The following is a 304-nucleotide window of genomic DNA, read 5'->3' as shown; positions in this document are numbered from 1 at the left end:
ATCAGCGTGGTCTTGCCGCAGCCGCTCGGCCCGAGCAGGGTGAGAATCTCGCCCTCCTCGATCGCGAGATCGATGTCGGACAGCGCGATGAAGCTGCCAAAGACTTTCTTGCCGCGATTGATCTCTATGAGGGGAGTGGGAGGGGTCATGCTGGGCTCCTCACGACGTTTCGCGGCCTGAGATGGATGAACTGCGACGCCACCTGCCGATCGCCCACGCGCCTACCAGAAGGACGACTGAGAGGGCGAGAGCCAGTGGGGAGATGGCGTGGATGAGGGGTGTCACGGTGCGCCGCATCATCGAC

At 63.2% G+C, this 304-nt stretch carries 1 protein-coding gene; it reads right to left on the bottom strand.

Annotated features, from left to right (window positions below; all coding sequences use genetic code 11):
- Positions 1 to 149, bottom strand: a 149-nt coding sequence (locus EN845_RS34640) for an ATP-binding cassette domain-containing protein (RefSeq protein WP_135931333.1), incomplete at its 3' end; no start/stop codon positions are given.
- Between the last annotated feature and the right edge of the window lie 155 nt (positions 150 to 304).

The organism is Mesorhizobium sp. M8A.F.Ca.ET.202.01.1.1 (genome assembly GCF_004791595.1).
In the GTDB taxonomy this organism is placed as follows: Bacteria; Pseudomonadota; Alphaproteobacteria; order Rhizobiales; family Rhizobiaceae; genus Mesorhizobium.
This window is presented reverse-complemented; position numbering and strand designations above follow the sequence as displayed.